19 protein-coding genes are annotated in these 18838 nt (G+C 60.0%); 6 read left to right on the top strand and 13 right to left on the bottom strand.

Annotation, left to right across the window (positions count from 1 at the left end; translation table 11 throughout):
• Positions 1 to 71: 71 nt before the first annotated feature.
• Positions 72 to 455: a hypothetical protein gene (locus PSH88_RS26995; RefSeq protein WP_305423741.1), complete on the bottom strand. Its 384-nt coding sequence runs from the start codon at positions 453 to 455 to the stop codon at positions 72 to 74.
• 160 nt (positions 456 to 615) lie between these two features.
• On the opposite strand from PSH88_RS26995, the gene PSH88_RS26990 reads away from it, so the two are divergent.
• A complete protein-coding gene (locus PSH88_RS26990; RefSeq protein WP_305423739.1) occupies positions 616 to 813 on the top strand; it encodes a heavy-metal-associated domain-containing protein in 198 nt (65 codons plus the stop codon).
• Positions 814 to 919: 106 nt separating this feature from the next.
• Positions 920 to 2116, top strand: a complete 1197-nt coding sequence (locus PSH88_RS26985; protein ID WP_305423738.1) for a multidrug effflux MFS transporter — start codon at positions 920 to 922, stop codon at positions 2114 to 2116.
• An 8-nt stretch (positions 2117 to 2124) separates the two neighbouring features.
• Here the strand turns inward: PSH88_RS26985 and PSH88_RS26980 are convergent, their stop codons facing one another.
• On the bottom strand, positions 2125 to 2295 hold the full coding sequence (locus PSH88_RS26980; protein ID WP_305423736.1) for a hypothetical protein: 171 nt from the start codon (positions 2293 to 2295) through the stop codon (positions 2125 to 2127).
• Positions 2296 to 2495: 200 nt separating this feature from the next.
• On the bottom strand, positions 2496 to 3509 hold the full coding sequence (locus tag PSH88_RS26975; protein WP_305423735.1) for a zinc-binding alcohol dehydrogenase family protein: 1014 nt from the start codon (positions 3507 to 3509) through the stop codon (positions 2496 to 2498).
• A gap of 118 nt (positions 3510 to 3627) precedes the next feature.
• Here PSH88_RS26975 and PSH88_RS26970 point away from each other — a divergent pair, with 118 nt between their 5' ends.
• The 3 genes from PSH88_RS26970 (at position 3628) to PSH88_RS26960 (ending at position 7126) form a co-directional block, all read left to right on the top strand.
• Complete coding sequence (locus tag PSH88_RS26970) at positions 3628 to 4557, top strand: LysR family transcriptional regulator (RefSeq protein WP_305423733.1); 930 nt, start codon at positions 3628 to 3630, stop codon at positions 4555 to 4557.
• Between the two features lie 315 nt (positions 4558 to 4872).
• Positions 4873 to 5607: an ArsR/SmtB family transcription factor gene (locus PSH88_RS26965; RefSeq protein WP_305423732.1), complete on the top strand. Its 735-nt coding sequence runs from the start codon at positions 4873 to 4875 to the stop codon at positions 5605 to 5607.
• 136 nt (positions 5608 to 5743) lie between these two features.
• Complete coding sequence (locus PSH88_RS26960) at positions 5744 to 7126, top strand: MFS transporter (RefSeq protein ID WP_305423731.1); 1383 nt, start codon at positions 5744 to 5746, stop codon at positions 7124 to 7126.
• A 134-nt stretch (positions 7127 to 7260) separates the two neighbouring features.
• Here PSH88_RS26960 and PSH88_RS26955 read toward each other — a convergent pair whose 3' ends face one another.
• From PSH88_RS26955 to PSH88_RS26930, 6 genes are all read right to left on the bottom strand, one after another.
• Positions 7261 to 8211 (bottom strand): adenosine deaminase, encoded by a 951-nt coding sequence (locus PSH88_RS26955; protein WP_305423730.1) that lies wholly within the window; start codon positions 8209 to 8211, stop codon positions 7261 to 7263.
• Positions 8212 to 8292: 81 nt separating this feature from the next.
• On the bottom strand, positions 8293 to 9258 hold the full coding sequence (locus PSH88_RS26950; RefSeq protein WP_305423728.1) for a 2-oxoglutarate and iron-dependent oxygenase domain-containing protein: 966 nt from the start codon (positions 9256 to 9258) through the stop codon (positions 8293 to 8295).
• A gap of 161 nt (positions 9259 to 9419) precedes the next feature.
• Entirely contained in the window at positions 9420 to 10502 is a 1083-nt protein-coding gene (locus PSH88_RS26945; protein WP_305423726.1) for a BMP family ABC transporter substrate-binding protein, read from the bottom strand.
• A 255-nt stretch (positions 10503 to 10757) separates the two neighbouring features.
• Positions 10758 to 12116: an 8-oxoguanine deaminase gene (locus tag PSH88_RS26940; protein WP_305423724.1), complete on the bottom strand. Its 1359-nt coding sequence runs from the start codon at positions 12114 to 12116 to the stop codon at positions 10758 to 10760.
• A gap of 256 nt (positions 12117 to 12372) precedes the next feature.
• The gene (locus PSH88_RS26935) at positions 12373 to 13059 is read right to left on the bottom strand and encodes an SDR family oxidoreductase (RefSeq protein ID WP_305423722.1); all 687 of its coding nucleotides are present in this window, start codon (positions 13057 to 13059) and stop codon (positions 12373 to 12375) included.
• A 25-nt stretch (positions 13060 to 13084) separates the two neighbouring features.
• Positions 13085 to 13435, bottom strand: a complete 351-nt coding sequence (locus tag PSH88_RS26930) for a MerR family transcriptional regulator (RefSeq protein WP_095053005.1) — start codon at positions 13433 to 13435, stop codon at positions 13085 to 13087.
• A gap of 82 nt (positions 13436 to 13517) precedes the next feature.
• Here PSH88_RS26930 and PSH88_RS26925 point away from each other — a divergent pair, with 82 nt between their 5' ends.
• Positions 13518 to 13940, top strand: coding sequence for a hypothetical protein (locus PSH88_RS26925; RefSeq protein ID WP_305423716.1), 423 nt, complete (start codon positions 13518 to 13520; stop codon positions 13938 to 13940).
• Positions 13941 to 14020: 80 nt separating this feature from the next.
• Here PSH88_RS26925 and PSH88_RS26920 read toward each other — a convergent pair whose 3' ends face one another.
• The 4 genes from PSH88_RS26920 to PSH88_RS26905 form a co-directional block, all read right to left on the bottom strand.
• Positions 14021 to 14947, bottom strand: a complete 927-nt coding sequence (locus PSH88_RS26920) for an ABC transporter permease (protein ID WP_305423714.1) — start codon at positions 14945 to 14947, stop codon at positions 14021 to 14023.
• Positions 14947 to 16053 (bottom strand): ABC transporter permease, encoded by a 1107-nt coding sequence (locus tag PSH88_RS26915; protein ID WP_305423713.1) that lies wholly within the window; start codon positions 16051 to 16053, stop codon positions 14947 to 14949. Before PSH88_RS26915 ends, PSH88_RS26920 begins: the two co-directional genes overlap by 1 nt.
• Positions 16054 to 16064: 11 nt before the next feature.
• Complete coding sequence (locus PSH88_RS26910) at positions 16065 to 17630, bottom strand: ABC transporter ATP-binding protein (RefSeq protein WP_305423712.1); 1566 nt, start codon at positions 17628 to 17630, stop codon at positions 16065 to 16067.
• A gap of 621 nt (positions 17631 to 18251) precedes the next feature.
• Entirely contained in the window at positions 18252 to 18833 is a 582-nt protein-coding gene (locus tag PSH88_RS26905) for an IMPACT family protein (protein WP_305423711.1), read from the bottom strand.
• Between the last annotated feature and the right edge of the window lie 5 nt (positions 18834 to 18838).

Here is an 18838-nt window from a genome sequence, read left to right as displayed (position 1 = left end):
ATGCTGGCAAGGTCAAGCGCCACTCTGCAAATCGTCTCGCGACTCTGCACTTCGTAGGAGCGAGGGGGTGATCAATACCCGAGAGCCGCAGGCTTGAGGTACATCCCTTCCTGCGTCATCGCAATCCGGAACTTCAACACATCCCCGGCCTTGAGCGTGATGTTCTGCGAACCCGGTGCGAGCATGCCCGGGTTGCAACCCGGGGCCTGGCCCGGCAGCAGTTTGAGGCGCAGGGACACATTGCCTGGCGGCAGGTTGAATGAGGTGCTCTGTTCCTGGAACAGTCGCGCCGATAGCTGATCCTGGATGTACACACCGATCTCGCAGGAAGTCGACACTTCCAGGCGCTCGCGGGAAATGATCAGCACGCCGTAGTCCTCCCCGGCGGCTTGAACCGAAGGTGTCGCGGCAAAGAGGCTGAGTAAGCCAAACAGGCTGAGAGCTGACCAGCGCATGGCTGAATCTCCTGATGTCGAGTCATAGATGGACGCAGCTTGGCCGAGCGCGGCGCCGATTGCCAGCCCGGCAGCTTGCTTGAGAACTTGACCTTGCCATGGTGGCAAGCTCGAGACTGCCACCAACCCTCATTAAAGGGCCCCATTAAGGAGACGTCCCATGCAAGTGTTCAACGTTGAAGGCATGTCCTGCGGTCATTGCGTCAAGGCCATCACTCAGGCGCTGCAAGCCAAGGATCCCGCGGCCAGCGTGCGCATTGATCTGGCGGCAAAAGAAGTCGGCGTTGAAAGCGCGCTGACGGCCGATCAGGTGATCGCTGCGATCAGCGAAGAAGGTTATAGCGTCAAATTGGCCTGATTTTTTAATAGTTAGCGACCTAACGGAATGTTCAAGGCGTCCACGCCCGGCTAGACTGTTGGCCTGCCGATCCATGGCCAACCTGCATGCCTAACCTGGACGCCTGATGAACCTCCGTACAATCCTGATTCTCGGCGCCTTGAGCGCTTTCGGTCCGCTGGCGATCGATTTCTATTTGCCGGCGTTCCCGGCGATGGCGCTCGCTTTCGGCACCGACGAAAAACACGTTCAACTGACCCTGGCGGCCTATTTCCTTGGCCTGTCCATTGGCCAACTGGCGTACGGCCCGGTGGCGGATCGCTTCGGGCGACGGATTCCCTTGCTGACAGGTGTCGGCTTGTTCACCGTCGCTTCATTGGCCTGTGCCTATGCGCCGACGCTGGAGTGGTTGATCGGCGCACGTTTCGTCCAGGCGCTGGGCGGTTGCGCGGGCATGGTGATTTCGCGGGCGGTGGTCAGCGATAAATGCGATGCGGTGGGTTCGGCGAAGGTCTTTTCGCAGTTGATGCTGGTGATGGGCCTGGCGCCGATTCTTGCGCCAATGCTGGGCGGGTTGTTGGTCAACACGACTGGCTGGCAATCGATCTTTCTGGTGCTGACCGGTTTCAGTGCACTGGCAGGATTGGCAGTGGCCCTCGGGCTGCCGGAAAGTCTGCCGGCCCATGTGCCGCGCCAACCGTTGTCGGGCGCGCTGCGTCAGTACGGCCGGTTGTTGGCGGACCCCATCTTCCTCGGCCATGCCCTGACCGGTGGTGTCGCCATCGCCGGGATGTTTGCCTACATCGCCGGTTCACCGTTCGTCTTCATCAAACTCTATGGCGTGCCGGCCGAGCATTTCGGCTGGCTGTTCGGCATTAACGCGGCGGGTTTCATTCTGGTGGCCCAGGTCAATGCCCGGATGCTGGCCAAGCGCGGTCCGGCCTTTTTACTGGCGCGTACTGTCTGGCTCTATCTGGCGGGCGGTCTGGCTCTGTTGGCGGTCAGCGCGTTGCACACCGCGCAGTTGTGGCCGTTGCTGATTCCGCTTTTCCTCTGCATCGCCAGCCTGGGTTGCATTGTGCCCAACGCCTCGGCCTGCGCCATGAACGGGCAGGGCGCGCGGGCGGGCAGTGCCTCGGCGATGCTCGGTTGCCTGCAGTTCAGCGTCGCCGCCGGGGCCGCAGCATTGGTGGGTGTTTTGCACGATGGCAGCGCCATGCCGATGGCCATGGTCATCAGCCTGTGCGGGATTCTGGTGGTGAGCGCGGCGACGCTCACCCGACGTTTGCAAAATGCCCGGGCGTTGACGCAAGCCCAGGTATGAGGACGGACTCAGCCAGCAGCGCGCTGCTGACGGTCGGGAAACTGATGGGGCGCGTGCAAGCGCGCTTCAAGCGTTTTAGTGAAGGCTAGCGCTTCGGCTTCACTGCGAAACATCACAGCGTGTTGATCCAGGCGGACCTGCCAGCGGGATGTTGCCACTTCTTTTATCAGGATCTTCATTGCGGAGCTCCTCTTGTAAAAGACGTCTCGCAAAAGACATCACGTAAATGATTGTTCGCAGAGCTTTCGATTGTAGACCCGAATACGATCGCAATTGTGACAACGGTCAATTCTCTGACTGACGGCAACAGGGGACGGCGAAGTACATCCCGGATATTTCGGTCATCCCCTGTAGGCGCTGTGATCTTTTGATCCTTGGGTCAGAACCCTTCAAGCACAATCTTGCCCTTGGACTTGCCGCTCTCCAGCAGTTCATGGGCACGACGCAGGTTGGCTGCGTTGATGGTCCCGAAGTGTTCGCCGACCGTGGTTTTCAACGTGCCCGCATCGATCAGCCCGGCGACGCGGTTGAGCAGTTTGTGCTGCTCGATCATGTCTGCGGTTTCGAACAGCGAGCGGGTGTACATGAATTCCCAGTGCAGTGACAGGCTCTTGCGCTTGAGCTTGGTCACGTCCAGCGACTTCGGGTCATCGATCAACGCCAGTTTGCCTTGCGGCGCCAACGCCTCTACCAGTTGATCCAGATGTTGATCGGTCTGGGTCAGGCTGGCGACGTGGGTCACATGCTCGAACCCCGCACGTTTGAGTTCTTCACTCAGCGGCTGGCTATGATCGATCACCTGGTCGGCGCCCAGGTCACGCACCCAGCTTTGGGTTTGTGCACGGGAAGCGGTGCCAATGACCTTCAGCCCGGTGAGCTGGCTGGCCAGTTGCGTGAGGATCGAACCCACGCCGCCAGCGGCACCGACGATCAGCAGGCTCTGGCCTTCATCGGTTTTGTCTTCGCGCACTTGCAGGCGTTCGAACAGCAGTTCCCACGCGGTGATGGCGGTCAGCGGCAGGGCGGCGGCTTCGGCGAAACCGAGGGTTTTCGGCATATGGCCGACGATTCGCTCGTCCACCACATGCAACTCGCTATTGCCGCCGGCACGGGCGATGGAGCCGGCGTAGAACACCTTGTCGCCAGCCTTGAACAAGGTCACTTCGCTGCCGACAGCCTTGACCACACCGGCCACGTCCCAGCCCAGCACCTTTGCCGCGCCACCTTCAGGCTGGACGTTCTGGCGGACCTTGGTGTCCACCGGGTTGACCGAGATGGCTTTGACCTCCACCAACAGGTCGCGCGGGCCGGCGACCGGTTCTGGCAGTTCGATGTCTTGCAGGGATTTTTCGTCGCTGATGGGCAGGGAGGCGTAGTAGGCAATGGCTTTCATGGTGGGTTCCTCAGAGGGAATGATTTCGATGGGACAGATGATTGGTTATTTCCCGGCAAGATAAAACCCGCTAAAAGAGCAGTCTCTTTCAATATTTTTTTGATAATCGGGGCTGACGATGTTGCGTTTCGATGACTTGCAGTTGTTCGTTCGGGCTGCGGACCTGGGCAGTCTGTCGGCGGCGGCGCGGGTGATGGATATGTCGGCGGCAGTGGCCAGTGCGGCGTTGAAGCGCATCGAACAGCAACTCGGCGCGCGCTTGCTCGCCCGTTCTACCCGCAGCCTGCGCCTGACCGCTGAAGGCGAGGGCTTTCTGGAATACGCCCGGGCAGCCTTGAGCAATCTCGATGAGGGCCGCCGCTTGCTGGCCAGCGGGCAAGATCAGGTCAGCGGGATTTTGCAGCTGTCGGCGCCTTCGGATTTCGGTCGCAACCTGCTGTTGCCATGGCTCGACGAGTTTCAGCGCGAGCATCCGAAACTCACGGTACGGTTGCTGCTGGGCGACCGCATCGCCGACCTGTTCCGCCAACCGGTGGACATTGCCCTGCGTTATGGCGAGCCGGAAGACTCGAGCCTGGTGGCGTTGCCCATCGCTGCGCAGAACCGTCGCGTGCTCTGTGCAGCGCCGAGTTATCTGGCCCGGCATGGCGAACCTCGGCATCTGGAGCAACTGGCTCAGCACAATTGCCTGTTGTTCATGCTCGGCAGCCGGGTCCACGATCACTGGAGTTTCCACGATGGCAAACGCGAAGTGAGCCTGACGGTCAGTGGCGATCGCTTCAGTGACGACGCCGATGTTGTGCGTCTGTGGGCCGTAGCGGGGGCGGGGATTGCGTATAAGTCCTGGCTCGATGTCGCCGCCGATGTACTGGCCGGTCGGTTGAAAGTGCTGATGCCGGAACTGCTCTGTGAGCGCGCACCGCTGAATTTGCTGTGCGCCCATCGCGCACAATTGAGTAAGCCGGTGAACCTTTTGCGGGAAATGCTTGCCAGCCGATGCGCTCGTATAAGCAGTCAATTTCCGACGAAATCGGATGTCGATCATTAGTCGCAGGCAAATAGCGAAATTTCTGTCAGGAACTATCACCACCAATGGGCCCCCGAGGGCAGGAACCGGCGGTTAACCCGCTTATACTAGCGCTCGCCTGATGTACGCACCGTCGACCTCGCAATGGCGAGTTCAGGTTCGATTCGGTCAGACCCAATGGTCATCACCGGACCTTCATTGCACCCGCGAAGCAATGGCCTGGGTGAGTGGGTGGCTTTACCGGTTTATGACGGTTTTCGCGTCTTGGCCGACGACACATTACTGGTCAAGATGTCTCTGAGCAGTAGACGAAACGATTCAACAGGGAGTGAATACATGGAACATGCACCTTGCATCAGCCAGATCGCCACATTGCTGGCTGACCCAAAGCGCAGCGCAATGATGTGGGCCTTGATGGACGGCTCGGCGCGGCAAACCGAAGAGCTGGCGTTGCTGGCCGGCCTGTCGCCGTCTTCGGCCAGTGCGCATTTAGGGCGTTTGTCCGCCGGAGGTCTGTTGAAAGTCGAAACCCGTGGACGCAAACGGTTTTTCCGGCTTGCCGCGCCCGAAGTCGGCGCCGCGATAGAGGCCTTGGCCAGCGCGACCCTGGCCAGCGCGCCTCGGGACATTCCAGAGGTTTTCAAACGCACCAGCCCTATCGCCAAACCTCAGGCGGCGCCTTCGTCACTGCTGCGGGCCAGACTCTGCGACGACCATCTGGGCGGTACCCTGGCCGCCGACCTCTACCAGCGTCTGCTGGATGCGGGCTGGATCGAGCAATTCGATCAGCGGGTCATGATCACTCACAAGGGCGCTACACAATTGGCAACACGCGGTGTGTTCATCCAGGCGCTGGCTCATCGCAACAGCAGAGTCGCCTGCGCTTGCCCGGACTGGAGCGAAAGACGCCCGCACATGGGGGGGGCGCTGGGCGCTGCGTTGTTGCAGCTGTTCATGCAGTCCGGCTGGTTGAGCCTGCCCAACGATTCGCGAGCCTTGCAGATCACCGCTGCGGGGCAGCGGGAAATCCATCGATTCGCCAAGGAAACCGAGCTGGAAATGGCGTTTTAGAGCCATTGAGGTGCGACGTCCGGGATCTTTGTTTCAGGCGTCGTTCAGAGCTGTGGACAGGTCGCATTTAGCAATAATCCCCAGCCGCTATCGCGCACACTCGATCCGGGGATTTTCAGGATTGGGGGAATGTGGCATGGAAACACGAAACTTCAGCGCGGCAGAACGATTGGAACGGCTGCCCATCAGCGGCTATCACCGCATCATTTTCATCATCATTGCCTTGGCGTTTTTCTTCGACTCCATGGACCTGGCGATGATGACGTTCCTCCTCGGCTCGATCAAAACCGAGTTCGGCCTGAGCACGGCGCAGGCCGGGTTGCTGGCCAGTTCGAGTTTCTTCGGCATGGTCGTGGGTGCATCGCTGTCCGGCATGTTGGCCGACCGCTTCGGGCGAAAACCGGTGTTCCAGTGGAGCATTGTGCTGTGGGGTATCGCCAGCTACCTATGCTCCACGGCGCAGAACGTCGAAACGCTGACGCTGTTCCGAGTCTTGCTGGGGATCGGCATGGGCATGGAATTCCCGATTGCTCAGTCGATGCTGTCAGAGCTGATTCCGGCAAAGCGACGTGGGCGTTACATCGCATTGATGGATGGTTTTTGGCCGCTCGGTTTCGTCGCGGCTGGAGTGCTGTCGTACTTCCTGTTGCCGGTGATTGGCTGGCGCGACATTTTTCTGGTGTTGGCGGTGCCGGCGGTGTTCGTCCTGGCGATTCGTTTTTTCATTCCCGAGTCTCCGCGCTGGCTGGAGCAGGCCGGGCATCATGATGCGGCGGATAAGGTCTTGCTCGGCATCGAAGATCGGGTCCGGGCTTCACTGGGCCGTGCGGATCTGCCTGAACCCATTCGCCTGCCACGGATGGCGAGTCAACCGGGCACTTTCTTCTCTGCGTTACGGGAGATCTGGTCGCCGCAGTATCGCCAGCGCACGATGATGATCTGGAGCGTGTGGTTCTTCGCTTTGCTGGGTTTCTATGGCCTGACGTCCTGGCTCAGTGCGTTGTTGCAACAGTCGGGTTTCGCCGTGACCCAGTCGGTGTATTACACGGTGCTGATTTCTCTCGGCGGGATTCCCGGTTTCCTCATGGCCGCCTGGCTGGTGGAGCGTTGGGGGCGTAAACCGGTGTGCGTCGTGACGATGCTCGGCGGCGGGATCATGGCGTTTCTTTATGGCCAGAGTGCGGTGTTCGGCGGCAACGTCAGTCTGTTGATTACCTCGGGGCTGCTGATGCAGTTCTTTCTGTTCGGCATGTGGGCCGTGCTCTACACCTACACCCCTGAGTTGTACCCGACATCGGCACGCGCCACGGGTTCGGGGTTCGCCTCAGCCATCGGCCGCGTGGGGTCGTTGCTCGGGCCGTTGGTGACCGGGCTGGTGTTCCCGATGACCGGGCAAGGCGGGGTGTTTGCGCTGGGGGCGATGTGCTTTGCGATTGCGGCGGGGGTGGTGTGGATGTTCGGGATGGAGACCCGGGGCAAGACGTTGGAAGAATTGAGCGAAGTAGAGATCGTCGGCTGAACACAGTTCCTGTGGGAGCGGCGGTGCGACGATTCGACTTGCCCGCGATAGCGGACTGTCAGCCGACTCGATGTTGAGACAGTTGGCCTCATCGCGGGCAAGCCCGCTCCCACAGTGTTTTGCGGTGTTACTTACTACTTTACCAGCCGCGCATCCAGGCTGTTCTGCGCCAGGCGCTTGGCCTGATCCTGGGTCATGCCCAGATCGGTGTACAGCGCGTGGAAGTTCTCGGTGACATAGCCGCCGAAGTAGGCCGGGTCATCGGAGTTCACCGTGACCTTTACACCGCGCTCGAGCATGTCGAGGATGTTGTGCTGGGACATGTGATCGAACACGCAGAGTTTGGTGTTCGACAACGGGCACACGGTTAGCGGGATCTGCTCGTCGATGATCCGCTGCATCAAGCGCTCGTCTTCGATGGCGCGCACGCCATGGTCGATACGCTGGATTTTCAGCAAGTCGAGGGCTTCCCAGATGTACTCCGGCGGGCCTTCTTCACCGGCGTGGGCCACGGTCAGGAAGCCTTCGCTGCGCGCACGATCGAACACCCGCTGGAACTTGCTCGGCGGATGGCCCATCTCCGAGCTGTCCAGGCCCACGGCGACAAACGCGTCGCGGAACGGCAGCGCCTGGTCGAGGGTTTTCTGCGCTTCGTCTTCACTCAAGTGACGCAGGAAACTGAGGATCAAACCGCTGGTGATGCCCAGTTGCTGCTCGCCATCCTTCAATGCGGCGGCGATGCCGTTGAGCACTACTTCGAACGGGATGCCACGGTCGGTGTGGGTTTGCGGGTCAAAGAACGGTTCGGTGTGAATCACGTTCTGCGCCTTGCAGCGCAACAGGTAGGCCCAGGTCAGGTCGTAGAAATCCTGAGAGGTGCGCAACACGTCGGCGCCTTGGTAATACAGGTCGAGAAACTCTTGCAGGTTATTGAAGGCGTAAGCCTTGCGCAGGGTTTCGACATCGCTCCACGGCAGGGCGATCTTGTTGCGTTCGGCCAGGGCGAACAGCAGCTCAGGCTCCAGCGAACCTTCCAGGTGCAAGTGCAATTCTGCCTTGGGCAGAGCGTTCAGCCAGTCGTACATTTTTGAAATCTCATCAGGTGCAATGAGGGCATTCTACAGATGCCCGCAGAAACAATGAGCAAAACCTGACCAGCCGGTTCATTACACGGCTTCCTGTTGCCGTCGATAGGCGTAGGTATCGGCGAAGCGCGACAGCAGGAATTCGGCGCAGGTGGTGGCCGGATACTTCGCCGGATGCCGTTCGTCCTGGCAACCGGGCAGGCATTCAATGGCGGTGTCGGGATGCGGTTCGGCAAAGAACGGCATCGAGTACCGATCCACTCCCAACGGGCTGATCACCCGGTGTGGCGTCGACAGGTAATGGTCGTTGCTCCAGCGCGCCATCATGTCGCCGAGGTTGACCACGAACGTGCCTTCGATCGGCGGTGCATCGATCCAATCGCCCTGCACATTGCGCACTTGCAGACCGCCAGCGGCATCCTGATAGAGCAGGGTGATGCAACCGTAATCGGTGTGAGCGCCGGCACCTTGCTGATCTTTGGTGCTGGCCGTGTGGCGCGGGGGGTAATGAATCATTCGCAGCACGCTGACCGGTTCTTTGAAGCGGCTATCGAAGAAGTCACGCTCGATGCCCAACGCCAGGGTCATGGCTCGCAGCAGGGTTTGAGCGAGCGCCTGCATGTCGACGTAGTGTTGCTCCATCAGCGATTCCCAACCGGGCATCGACGGATGACGGTTGGGACCGCGCAAAGGTTTTTCCGCAATAACCTCGGGATGATCAGCCGGCAGGTGCAGGCCCATGTCGAAGGTTTCTTTCAGATCGCTGGGTTTGCTGGGGTCGAGTTGCTCGGTGGCGATGGCGCCATAGCCGCGGTGGTGGCGGGTCTGGGTGATGTCGATCTTGAGTTTTTCAGTAGTGGGCAGGGCGAAGAAACGTTGGGCGTGGTTGAGCACGGCATCGATGCGCTCCGCCGAAATCGGGTGGCCCTTGATATAGAAAAAGCCCCATTCGCGGCAGGCGCGGTCGATTTGTGTGGCGATGGATTGCCAAGCGTTTTGATCTGCGTTGTAGAGCGGGCTGATGTCGATGATTGGGAGGCTGTTCATGCGATTGTCCTGAAGAGTACGCAGACCGGAAAACACTAGAAAGTCCTGTGGGAGCGGGCTTGCCCGCGATGACGTCTGCACATCCAACATCTTTGTTGACTGAAAGTCCGCTATTGCGGGCAAGCCCGCTCCCACAGGTACTGTGTTTTGGCTCAAAGGAATTACTTCGGCATCTGGGCCTTCATGCCTTCGACGTAGTAGTTCATCGACGCCAGTTGCGCATTGGTTGCCGTCGCGCTCGCCGGGATTTTCTCGACACCGGCCTGATCCTTGATCGGCCCGGTGAACGGATGCAGGGCACCGCTCTTGATGTCGGTAATGATCTGCCCGGCTTCGGTTTTCACCGCAGCTGGCACCAGGTCGCTGATCGGCAGCTCAACCGTGCCTTCCTTCAGACCGCCCCAGTAATCCTGGGATTTCCATGTGTGGTCGAGCACGCTTTGAGTCGCCTGAATGTAATGCGGCCCCCAGTCATTGACGATAGACGTCAGCACCGCTTTCGGCCCGAAGTGCGCCATGTCCGATGCATAACCAACGGCATACACACCGCGACGTTCGGCCGCCTGGATCGGTGCCGGGCTGTCGGTGTGCTGGAACACCACATCCACGCCTTGGTCGATCAGCGCGTTGGCGGCGTCGGCTTCCTTGCCCGGGTCGAACCAGGAATTGACCCACACCACTTTGATCTCGGTGCCCGGGTTGTACTTGTTCAGGGCCAGTTGAATGGCGTTGATGTCGCGGATGACTTCCGGGATCGGGAACGAGGCGACGTAGCCGACTTTCTTGGTCTTGGTCATCTTCGCTGCGAGGAAACCGCCGACGTAGCGGCCTTCATAAGTGCGTGCCAGGTAAGTGCCGAGGTTCTTGTCCTGCTTGTAGCCGGTGGCGTGTTCGAAGGTCACTTTGGGAAATTGCTTGGCGACTTTCAGGGTCGGGTTCATGTAGCCGAAAGACGTGGTGAAGATCAGATCGTAGTTGTCCTTGGCCATGTTGCGGATCACCCGCTCGGCATCGGCGCCCTCGGCGACGTTCTCCACATAGTTGGTGGTGATCTGCTCGCCGAATTTGTCTGTCAGCGCCTTGCGTCCCTGTTCATGCTGATACGTCCAGCCGTGGTCACCGATCGGGCCGATATAGACGAAGCCGACTTTCAGCGGGTCGGCGGCACTGGCGGTCAGACTGGCGCTCAGACCGATGGCTGCGGCGACAGCGCAAAACAGCTGCTTCAACGGACGTTTTTGCATGAACTGGAACTCCATTTTGTTGTGAGATGGAGGAGGGCAATGCAAATTGCTGACCAACAGGACAACAAATGGATCGAAATCGCGTAACGGCCATCGCGGGCAAGCCTCGCTCCCACATGACCTGCGTAAATCCCGTAGGAGCGAGGCTTACCCGCGAAGAGCCCCTGACGACCACCACAGAACCATCCCGGTGCGCCCTCACCAATCCACGCCATCCACTGGTGCGGGCGTCTCCCACATTTGTTTGGTGTTGTGTCAGGTACCGGCGATCAACTGCCGAGCTGCCTGGCTGTGATCGGCAATCAACCCTTTCAGATCCAGTCCTTCAACCTGCCCGTCGATCACCCGCCACTTGCCACCGACCATCACCCGGTCCGCCCGATCTGCGCCGCAGAGCAGCAGCGCCGACACCGGATCATGGCTGCCGGAGAAGCGCAGTTCATCCAGTTTGAACAGCGCCAGATCCGCCTGCTTGCCCACCGCCAGTTCACCGATATCGCTGCGCCCGAGCAAACTCGCCGAGCCTTTGGTCGCCCAGCCCAGCACCAATTCCGGCGTAATTTTTTCCGCGCCGTAACGCAGCCGCTGGATGTACAGCGCCTGGCGGGTTTCGAGGATCATGTTCGACGCATCGTTGGATGCCGAACCGTCTACGCCCAGACCCAGCAGCGCACCCGCAGCGGTCAGGTCCAGCGTCGGGCAAATGCCGGAAGCCAGGCGCATGTTCGAACTCGGGCAATGGCAAATGCCCGTGCCGGCCGCGCCGAGTCGGGCGATTTCGTCGGGGTTGAAATGAATGCCGTGGGCCAGCCAGGTACGCGGCCCGAGCCAGCCGACGCTGTCCAGATAATCAACGGTGCGCAGACCGAAACGCTGCAGGCAGAAGTCTTCTTCGTCGAGGGTTTCCGCCAGGTGCGTGTGCAGGCGCACGTCGAGGGTGTTCGCTAGTTCGGCGCTGGCGGACATGATTTGCGGGGTCACCGAGAACGGTGAGCAGGGCGCCAGCGCGATCTGAATCTGCGCCCCATCGCCGCGCTCGTGGTACGCGGCGATTAGACGTTGGCTGTCGTCGAGGATCACTTCGCCTTCCTGGACGGTTTGCTGCGGTGGCAGGCCGCCGTCTTTTTCGCCAAGGCTCATGGAACCGCGAGTGAGCATGGCGCGCATCCCCAGTTCGCGAACACTCTCGACCTGCACATCGATCGCGTTTTCCAGGCCTTCCGGAAACAGGTAATGGTGGTCGGCGGCTGTGGTGCAACCGGACAGCAGCAATTCGGCCAACGCGACTTTGGTGGCGAGGGCAAGTTTTTCAGGGGTAAGGCGAGCCCAGACCGGATAGAGGGTTTTCAACCACGGGAACAACGGCTGATTAACCACCGGTGCCCAGGCACGGGTCAGGGTTTGATAGAAGTGGTGATGGGTGTTGATCAGCCCTGGCAGGATCACGTGTTCGCGAGCATCGAAAACGTGGTCACAGGGCGCGGACGGTTGCTGGCCGGCGGCAAGCACTTCGACGATCAAGCCGTCTTGCACAACCAGACCGCCACGGGCATCGAGCGCGTTGGCCGTGAAAATGGCGAGGGGATTTTTTAACCAGGTACGGGTCGCAGGCATGGTGGCCGGCTCCTCTGAAAGTTGGGTTCAGGGTTGCCAGCTCAGTGTTGCCCTGTCTGCTGATCCAGGGTCGCCGCGGGGGGGGGGCGAGGTGCGGAGTTTCGAACAAAAAAGCTTCGCGGGCAAGCCTCCCCGACCAGACGATGCAGAACCCTGTGGGAGCCGGGCTTGCCCGCGATGCAGGCACCTCGGTCTTTCAGTGATATCGAGGTGATGCTATCGCAGGCAAGCCCGGCCCCCACAGGGGAATGTGGTGTTACCAGGGAATGGTCTCACCCCGGTAATTCACAAAATGATGCCCGCCCTTGCCGGCATACGCATTCACCTGATCAATCAACCCGCGGGTACTGGTTTCAACATCAATGTCCGCGCCTTCACCGCCCATATCAGTCTTCACCCAACCCGGGTGCAGCGACAGCACGGTGAGTTTCTGTTCGCCCAATTGCGTGACGAAGCTGTTGGTCATGGAGTTCAGCGCTGCTTTACTGGCCTTGTACAGCGCCAGTTCCGGCGCGTCGGGCATGGTCACACTGCCCAGCACCGAACTCATGAACGCCAGCACGCCGCTGTCTTCACGAATTTGCCCGACGAAACGCTGAGCGAGGTTGATCGGCGCCACGGCGTTGGTGAAGAACAGCTGACCCACCTCGGCCAACGTCGCGCCGCCCGGCGTCTGGACCTCCGGCCCCTTGACCCCGGCATTCACGAACAACAGATCGAACACCTCGCCTTTGAGTTGCTGGCTAAGGGCGATGACTGCTTGCTGATCGTCCATGTCGAGTTTTTCGATTTGCACATTGCCTAACGCTTGCAAGGCTTCGGCGCTCTGCGGGTTGCGCACGGTGGCGGTGACTTGCCAACCATCGGCCAGCAGGGTTTTCACCAGACCGAGGCCCAAGCCCCGGGAGGCGCCGATGATGAGTGCGTTTTTTGCCTTGGACATGAATGGCTTCCTTGATGGATGAAAATCACGGATTCAAAGGACAACGTTGGCTCAGCCGATGTTGCAGTTCCTGACGCAAGACATCGAGTTCTGCGATGCGAGTTTCGATCAGGTTCAGTTTGTCTTGCAGCAGTTGGGTAACGGCATTGGCTGGGTCGGGCGCCTGCCACAACGCGGCGACGCTGCTGCCGATCTCGCCGAGGGTAAAGCCCAGTCGCTGAGCGGTCTTGATGTACAGCACCAGCTGCACCATCTCCGCCGGATAGTCGCGATAACCATTGGCGCTACGTTGCGCGGCGATCAATCCGCGCTGCTCGTAAAAGCGCAATGTGTCGCGGCTGACAGCGCTGGCCTGGGCTAATTCACCGATGCGCATCTTGAGGTCTCGAGAGGGCTTGACCCTGGAGCATACTCCAGGCTTTAGCCTTGTTGCTCCCTGAATTTATGGAGCAATGCCGATGTGGACTTCAACGCAATATCGTCAAGTAGTGCGGGGCAGTGCGTGGTACGACCTGATCGTGACTGCTGCTTTTGTAACGCCGTGGAGTTTTGCGGCATTGCATGGCGTGTTCTTGAGCCTGAGCCAGACTTTCAATTTGCCTGGCGAGCTACCACCGTTCGAGCCGATGCACATGCTGATGGCGAATTTGTTGGGTTCGATTGTGTGTGTCTGGGCGGTGTTGCGGATTCGTGATCCGCAGCAGGTATTTGGGCGGTATGACGCGGTGGGGAGGTTTCTGTTTTCGGCTTGGCTAGCTTATGCCTTGGCCCATGGGGCGAGTTCGCTATTGGTGATTTTCCTGTTTTTTGAATTGGCGTGGGGCGTTGTTCAAGTGTTGCCTGTTCGGGCGCCTTCGCGGGCAAGCCCGCTCCCACAGTGATTTTGGTGAACACGGAATTTTCGACCGACACAAAACCTGTGGGAGCGGGCTTGCCCGCGATGAGGCCCTTGAAGCCTCCGCTAATGCCCGGCCCGCCACGGCTGCCCCAACGAAACCGGCGCATACAACCGTGTGCGCACGGCATCCCGGGACAACAGCACCAACACCACAATGGTCGCGACATAAGGCAGCATCGCCAGCAGGCTCGACGGGATCGCCAGCCCTAACCCCTGCGCCACCAAATGCAGGATGCTGGCGAGACCGAACAGATACGCTCCGAGCAACAATCGCCACACCCGCCAACTGGCAAACACCACCAGCGCCAGGGCAATCCAGCCGCGACCGGCACTCATGTTTTCCGCCCACATCGGCGTGTAGGCCAGGGATAAATAAGCCCCGGCCAACCCCGCCATCGCCCCGCCAAACAGCACCGCCAGCGTACGCACTCGCAACACCGCCAAGCCCATGGCGCTGGCGGCATCCGGGTTTTCGCCGACTGCTTGAATAATCAACCCGACGCGACTTTTCAGAATCACCCAGGCCACTAACGTGAACAGCGCGAACGACAGGTACACCAACAAGTCCTGGGCAAACAGCATCCGCCCGATCAGCGGGATTTCACTCAACAACGGAATCGCCACCGGCTCGAAACCCGCCAACGGTTTGCCAACCCACGCTGCGCCGACAAAGGTCGACAGGCCCACGCCGAAGATCGTCAACGCCAACCCGGTCGCCACCTGATTGGCGTTGAACACCAGCGCCACCAGGGCAAACAGCGACGACAACAGCATCCCGGCGAGCATCGCCAGCAACACGCCAAGCCAGAGGTTGCCGCTGTTCAGCGCGACGATGAAACCGATCACCGCACCAAACAGCATCATGCCTTCCTGACCAAGGTTGAGGACGCCGCTCTTCTCGCAGATCAACTCGCCCAGCGCCACCAGCAACAACGGCGTACCGCAGCGAACCATGGCGTAGAAAATATTGCTCAGCAGATCGATATCCATCACAAGGCTCCTGCGTGTACAGCGGTGGTCGAAGTGCGCCGTACCCAGCACAGGTTCAGACGCGGGCGGTAGAGAATCAGCACGTCACTGGCCAGCAGGAAAAACAGCATCATCCCTTGGAAAAGTTGAGTGATCGCTTGCGGCAGGTTCATGCTCATCTGCGCGCTCTCGCCACCGATGTACAGCAGCGCCATCAACAAGCTGGAAAACAGGATGCCGATGGGATTCAGCCGCCCGAGAAACGCTACGGTGATCGCCGCATAGCCGTAACCCGGCGAGACTTGCGGCACCAATTGACCGATCGGCCCGGTGACTTCGCAGACCCCGGCCAACCCCGCCAGGCCGCCGCTGATCAACAACGCCAGCCAGATCAGCCGCTTCTCGCGAAAGCCGACGAAACCTGCGGCGCGCTTGTCCAGCCCGAGTACTTTGATCTGGAAGCCGACAAAGCTTTTCTGCAGTAACACCCACACCGCCACCAGCGCGAGCAAGGCGAAATACACCCCCGCATGAACCCGACCGTCCTCCATCAACAGCGGCAGTCGACTGGCATCGCCGAACATCGCCGACTCTGGAAAGTTGAACCCGGCCGGGTCCTTCAGCGGGCCGTGGACGCAGAACAGCAGCAGGTTCAGGGCGATGTAATTGAGCATGATGCTGGTGAGGATTTCATTGGCGTTGAAGCGCGTGCGCAACCACGCCGTCAGTCCGGCCCATGCAGCACCGGCCAAGGTGCCGACCAGTAGGATTAGCGCCAGCGCCCAGCGACTTTGCATATCGATGATGTTTACCGCCAGCGCACTGCCAGCGAGGGCGCCGAGCAGCAACTGACCTTCGGCGCCGATATTCCAGATCCGCGCCTGATACGCCACCGCCAGGCCCAATGCGCAGAGCAGAATCGGCAGCGCTTTGACCAACAATTCGGAGACGCCGTACAAGTCGCTTATCGGTGCAATCAGCAACGTGTGCAAGGTCAGCAACGGATCGTGGCCCAGGGCGATAAACAGAAGCGAGCCACAGCCCAGCGTCAACACGGCCGCCAGTAACGGCGAGCACCACACCATCAGGCGAGATTGCTGGCCACGGGGTTCGAGAGAAAGCAGCATGTGACACTCCGTTAAAGCGTGACGGGGGCAGGTGATTGAGGTGTGTCGAACTGGCCGGCCATCCAGCCGCCAACGTCGATCAGGCGGGTGTCGACGGTAGCCTTCAGGGGCGACAATCGACCTGCGCACAACGCAGCGAGGCGGTCGCTGATCTGGAACAGTTCGTCGAGGTCTTCGGAGATCACCAGGATCGCCGCGCCAGCATCGCGCAAGGCAATCAACGCCCGGTGAATGGTCGCGGCTGCGCCGACGTCCACGCCCCAGGTCGGGTGCGCGGCCACCAGCAATTTAGGCTGTTGAAGGATTTCCCGGCCGAGGATGAATTTCTGCAAGTTGCCGCCGGACAGGCTGCGAGCCGGAGCCTGGGCATCGGGTGTCTTGACCCCGAAGCGGCGGATAATGTCTTCGGCCAGCGCTTCGACCTTGCCGCGCTGGATCAGCCCATTGCTGACCAGCCCCTGTTGAAATGCAGTGAGCAGGGCGTTATCTGCCAGGCTCAGCTCCGGCACCGCGCCGTGGCCCAGACGCTCGGCAGGGACGAATGCCAGGCCAAGTTTACGTCGTGCATCCGGCCGCAGATGCGCCACCGGTTGCCCGCCGAAACTGATCGTTGCGCTGTCATCGCGGGACAGTCGTTCTTCTCCACTGAGCAAGGCCAGCAACTCATCCTGACCATTGCCGGCCACTCCGGCGACCCCCACGATTTCGCCGCTGCGCACGTCGAGATCAATGTCCTTCAGGGAGCAGCCGAACGGGTCCGGGTTATGCCAGGACAATCCCGTCACATTCAAAAAAGAATCAGCGCCAATGACCTTTGGATACTCGGTGATCAGCTCGGCGGCTTCACCGACCATCAAGTGCGCCAGTTGCCGATCCGAGCACTGCGCCGGCACGCAATGCCCGGCCACCCGGCCGCCGCGCAACACCGTGGCGCTGTGGCACAACGCGCGTACTTCGCCGAGCTTGTGGCTGATAAACAGAATGCTGCAGCCCTCGGTCGCCAGTCGGCGCAAAGTGACGAACAACTCATCCGCCTCTTGCGGAGTCAGTACCGATGTCGGCTCATCGAGAATCAACAGGCGGATGTCTTGCATCAGGCAGCGAATGATTTCCACCCGCTGACGCTCGCCGATGGACAGGCTGTGGACAAGTCGCTCCGGTTCCAGGGCCATGCCGTAGCGTTGGGACACTTCACGAATCTTCGGCTCAAGCTGCTTCGGTGTTCCCGCCGCCGCGCCCATTGCCAGCGCGATGTTCTGTGCCACGCTCAGGGTTTCGAACAGCGAGAAGTGCTGGAACACCATACCGATCCCGAGGCCGCGAGCCTGGGCCGGGTTGCGCATGGTCACGCGCTGGCCCTGCCAGATCATCTCCCCTGAGTCGGCGTGAGCGACGCCGTAGATGATCTTCATCAGTGTACTTTTGCCCGCACCGTTTTCGCCGAGCAGGGCGTGGATTTCACCGGGTGCAATGCTCAAGTCGATGGCATCGTTGGCCAGGCAACCGGGGTAACGTTTGCTGATTCTGCGCAGTTGCAGGCGAGGTATTTGATCGGGGATCGGCACAGGGTTGGACATGACAGGCTCAGGTCGACAGAAGTTATGCCTGGGGATAAAGCAATTTCCTGGCCATTGAGTCAGGAAATTGGCAAGGCCTTGCTGGCATAGGCGTTGTGGGCGGTCCTTGTCATATTCCAATTCCGAATCAGGCACCACTTGAGGGCACGTTCTTTGATCAGGCTCCGGTTTTGCGCGCGGTGAATTGATCAAAAAACGAGCAGTAGCCTGCAAGCTATGTCAGACAGGGGGCAGCGCCAGCCATGAACGGGTTATCCACAGGTTGTTCCACAGTATCTGTGCGCAAGCCGACCGGAGGGGCATAAGCACTGAGGGGCTTTCTACTAATGGCGATAAACCGCTCTAACTGATTGTTTTTACGTGGAATAAATGTTGTTGCTGGGGATTTGGATGAAAAATGAGCAAAGCCCGCAAAGCCGCATGACAGAAGGGTTACAGCGGAATGTGCTCAGGTTATCCACAGCCGGGTGCACAGCAGATGTGGGCAAGTATCGAATGCAGGGCAAATCGGGGCGCCCCAAAAGATCGCAGCCTTCGGCGGCTCTCACAGGATTGCATTCCTTACTCAAGTACACGGTCGGAATAGGAGCTGCCGAAGGCTGCGATCTTTTGATCTTTCTTTTATCGCTGCAACAAAATGCGCCCGCGACTCAAATCCGCCAGCTGCATCTGCAAGGTCTCTATCTGCCGATCGCCGATCGCCAATTGCAGTTCCACGCCATTGGCCGTGAAGGTTTCTTCCACGACCAAACCGCCCAGTTCCGCTACCCGAAGCTTCACCAGGGCCAACTCGCCAAACGCACAGGCACAACTGACCGGCACCCGGCTGATCAGCTCGACCTTCGGCGCCCCTTGCAGGCATTTGTTGGCACCGCCGCCATAGGCCCGGGCGAGGCCGCCGGTGCCCAGTTGAATGCCGCCATACCAGCGGATCACCAGTACCGCGACCTGATCGCAATCCTGCGCTTCGATCGCTGCCAGAATCGGCCGTCCAGCGGTGCCGCCGGGTTCGCCATCGTCAGTGCTGCGGTATTGATCGCCGAGCTTACAGGCCCAGCAATTGTGCGAGGCGCTCAAATCACTGTGCTGCTCGATGAACGCTTGAGCATCAGCTGCGCTGGTGATTGGCCCGGCGAGGGTGATGAAGCGGCTTTTGCGAATCTCTTCGCGGTATTCGCAAAAGCCGCTGAGGGTAAAAGGCATAGGTG

The organism is Pseudomonas wuhanensis, from assembly GCF_030687395.1.
GTDB lineage: Bacteria > Pseudomonadota > Gammaproteobacteria > Pseudomonadales > Pseudomonadaceae > Aquipseudomonas > Aquipseudomonas wuhanensis.
This window is presented reverse-complemented; position numbering and strand designations above follow the sequence as displayed.